Below are 2,547 nucleotides of genomic sequence, written 5' to 3' on the forward strand. Positions count from 1 at the left end.
CTTTTCATTCTTCTGTTACAACAGATTTCTCGCCCTTTGACCACTCATCGTTACTTTCCTCAATAATGCTACTTACCAGCGGTTATTGAGCTATTGCAAAACGTAGGCCCAATCTACTTCTGGCTAAATTACTCGCTGCCAAAATTCAGCCCCCTGAACCCCAACAACAGATACCTTTGGCCGCATAATTCTTCAACAGAAACTTAGGACTGTCTAGTTAGGTAAGACTTCATCGAAAACAATTTGGATGCTGGCTTTGAGTTCATCGGTGGCCTTCTTGCCAGTCTCGTAGACTTTATCAATGACGGTGGTGAAAACCTCTAATCCAGTGGCGGTAGTGGCCGTTGCCATCAATTCCTTGACCACATTAACAGAGTCGAAAATAACCCCCTGCGTAGCTCGGCTCAGATGAGGAAACAATCGATGCTCGATAGGATTGTCCTTAGAGGTGTAAGGAGGATAATGGGCAACTCGAATATCAATGCCAAGCTCTACGGCTAAGTCTTGTAGCGCCGCTTTGAAAAGATAGGAACGAGCGCTATTGCTGCCGCCGCCATCGCACAGTAGTAATAGCGAGGCGGCGGTTCCCTATCGGTCTCGCCCATGAGTTTGCCACCAATAGCGCAGCGAATCGATGGCAAATTCATGGGTATCGCGAGAGGTGCCAATCTGGACCATAGCCCGTGTTCTCGCTCAGGTCATAGAGCCCATGGGGAATCACCTTGCCGGTTGCGAGCGTGGCCCAGTCATGGTCATAAACCTCAATGGGCACTTGGGTATAGGTATGACCCGCTCGATATAGTGAGCCGATTAACTCTTTTTTTTGGTGTCAATGCTGATCACGGGTTCACCCGCTGCTTGGTAGCTGTATACCAGCTCATGAATCTTCTCGAATTGCTGATTGCGATGGGGATTGCTGCCAGTCGCCTTTCGTTTTAGGGCTTGCCGCCGCCGAAACTGATGATTCTCTAGCAGTTGGTCAACCACCGTGACGCTGATGCGTATCCCTTCTTCTGCTGCTAAGCGCTCGGCAATTTGCTGACGGGTTAAATGAGTCCACTTGATCGACTCATCCATCGGTGAACCAGCGGTGTGACGCTCAATTACCCGCAGAAAGGCAGCATCAAGGCCTTCGATTGTTTCAAATGCGCTTTTTCGACCGCCCCCAGGAGCTCGCTGCCCTGCTTCACTCATCGCCGCTGGGTCTGATAACTCCGCTATTCCCAGCCGAATACTCCCTCGTACACAGCCCAAGACTCGATGGATATAGCTAATGCCCCCGTAGCCTAACTTGACCGCTTCGATAGCGGCATAGCGACGCCGTTCTTTCTCGTTCAAGGACTGATAGTATCGCTGCATCTGCTCTTCTATTGCTGGTGAATAAGGGCGGACTGTCTTCATCTTTAGGGCGGCAATTGCTGAATTCCCTTATTATCAGCCATGTTGACTCTTTTATTTGATCTTCGATCCTTAGACGAGCATACGACTTTTGAAGATGGCAGGGGCGGCGGACACACACCAGGAGAGGGACATGGTGGTGGAATGCCAGATCCGGGCGGGACCCCCGCTAAATCCGTACCAGAGCCTTCCGGGCTAATTGGGCTAGCCGCCATCAGCGCATTGGGTTGGTTGATCAAGAAGAAGTCTCGGTCTGCGGTGAGCTGAAACCTCAGAGAAATTAGCGCTTTCGTAACTGTAAGCATCTTGTTGGCTCAGTCATCGTATCGCTTTAAGACAGCCGAGGCGATCTGGCTTTTTTCAGCCGCCTTTGCTTTTGCTTTAAGAATTCAGTGGCATCGTCTACGAAGGAATAAACAACGGGTACGACGACTAAAGTGAGCAGGGTGGAGACTACCATAGGACTTACGCATTGACAGAATAGCAAGCCTGTATGCTGATAAGAGCCCTTCTTTTTGAGTGATCGCTAGGCCATGCGTGAGCTATCAAAACCATCTACAGCCCAGTGCGATAGCACGCTCTACACCTTATTTTTGCTCTCAGAGCCGAAGTATGTGAGCTGCGTGCGGCTCTCAGAAATTTTGGCAGATTTGAGCCACGATAGCGTGAATCGCTTTTTATTACGCGAACGTTACACGCCCAAAGACCTCTTTGACGAGGTTAAAGGCGAGCTGAACCTAGAATCCGGGACGCTCAGCGTAGACGATAGTGTGGAAGACAAACCGTATCGCGACCCCAGCAAAAGTGCCTTGGTGGATTACTTTTACTCGGGCAAGCACAAGCGACCGGTGAAGGGACTCAACCTAATTACTCTGTACTACAGTGACCCCTCCGGTCATTCTTATCCGGTCAACTTCAGACTGTATGACAAAGCAGCGGGCAAGACGAAGAACGACTATTTTAGAGAGATGGTGCTAGAGGTTCAATCCTGGGGCCTGAAGCCGTCGTGGGTGACCGGAGACAGTTGGTATTCGAGCCTAGAGAATCTGAAGTATTAAATGTCAAGAGGGTAGGCGATAAAATGACAGAGCGTAGGCGGGTGGAGGTACAGTCGAAGAGACGAATGAGTCTAGCGCTAAGCCAGAGTCT

Annotated in this window: 6 protein-coding genes and 1 pseudogene; 2 read left to right on the plus strand and 5 right to left on the minus strand. The window is 50.2% G+C overall.

Annotated features, from left to right (window positions below; translation table 11 throughout):
• Nucleotides 1-213: 213 nt before the first annotated feature.
• The 4 genes from CKL79_RS24485 to CKL79_RS24500 all read right to left on the minus strand — a co-directional run bounded on the left by CKL79_RS24485 (nucleotide 214) and on the right by CKL79_RS24500 (nucleotide 1,401).
• Nucleotides 214-351: a hypothetical protein gene (locus tag CKL79_RS24485; protein WP_346427080.1), complete on the minus strand. Its 138-nt coding sequence runs from the start codon at nucleotides 349-351 to the stop codon at nucleotides 214-216.
• Between the two features lie 146 nt (nucleotides 352-497).
• Nucleotides 498-647, minus strand: coding sequence for a hypothetical protein (locus CKL79_RS24490; RefSeq protein WP_346427081.1), 150 nt, complete (start codon nucleotides 645-647; stop codon nucleotides 498-500).
• Nucleotides 644-772: a hypothetical protein gene (locus CKL79_RS24495; RefSeq protein WP_346427082.1), complete on the minus strand. Its 129-nt coding sequence runs from the start codon at nucleotides 770-772 to the stop codon at nucleotides 644-646. Before CKL79_RS24495 ends, CKL79_RS24490 begins: the two co-directional genes overlap by 4 nt.
• Nucleotides 773-810: 38 nt before the next feature.
• Nucleotides 811-1,401, minus strand: coding sequence for a hypothetical protein (locus tag CKL79_RS24500; protein ID WP_205879190.1), 591 nt, complete (start codon nucleotides 1,399-1,401; stop codon nucleotides 811-813).
• A 39-nt stretch (nucleotides 1,402-1,440) separates the two neighbouring features.
• Between CKL79_RS24500 and CKL79_RS22140 the strand changes: the two genes are divergently transcribed.
• Nucleotides 1,441-1,665, plus strand: coding sequence for a PEP-CTERM sorting domain-containing protein (locus CKL79_RS22140; protein WP_121971676.1), 225 nt, complete (start codon nucleotides 1,441-1,443; stop codon nucleotides 1,663-1,665).
• Nucleotides 1,666-1,729: 64 nt separating this feature from the next.
• On the opposite strand, the gene CKL79_RS24290 is transcribed toward CKL79_RS22140, so the two are convergent.
• Nucleotides 1,730-1,858: a hypothetical protein gene (locus tag CKL79_RS24290; RefSeq protein ID WP_276301289.1), complete on the minus strand. Its 129-nt coding sequence runs from the start codon at nucleotides 1,856-1,858 to the stop codon at nucleotides 1,730-1,732.
• Nucleotides 1,859-1,931: 73 nt separating this feature from the next.
• Here CKL79_RS24290 and CKL79_RS22145 point away from each other — a divergent pair.
• Nucleotides 1,932-2,453: pseudogene (locus CKL79_RS22145) on the plus strand (transposase); the annotation flags it as partial.
• Between the last annotated feature and the right edge of the window lie 94 nt (nucleotides 2,454-2,547).

Origin of the sequence: Leptolyngbya sp. BC1307 (genome assembly GCF_002286735.1) — a bacterium.
Taxonomy (GTDB): Bacteria; Cyanobacteriota; Cyanobacteriia; order Phormidesmidales; family Phormidesmidaceae; genus Phormidesmis.

Coding starts and splice junctions, on each gene's coding strand:
- CKL79_RS22140 (WP_121971676.1), top strand. CDS start 1,441: ATGTTGACTCTTTTATTTGATCTTCGATCCTTAGACGAGCATACGACT.
- CKL79_RS24490 (WP_346427081.1), bottom strand. CDS start 647: ATGAATTTGCCATCGATTCGCTGCGCTATTGGTGGCAAACTCATGGGC.
- CKL79_RS24500 (WP_205879190.1), bottom strand. CDS start 1,401: ATGAAGACAGTCCGCCCTTATTCACCAGCAATAGAAGAGCAGATGCAG.
- CKL79_RS24290 (WP_276301289.1), bottom strand. CDS start 1,858: ATGGTAGTCTCCACCCTGCTCACTTTAGTCGTCGTACCCGTTGTTTAT.
- CKL79_RS24485 (WP_346427080.1), bottom strand. CDS start 351: ATGGCAACGGCCACTACCGCCACTGGATTAGAGGTTTTCACCACCGTC.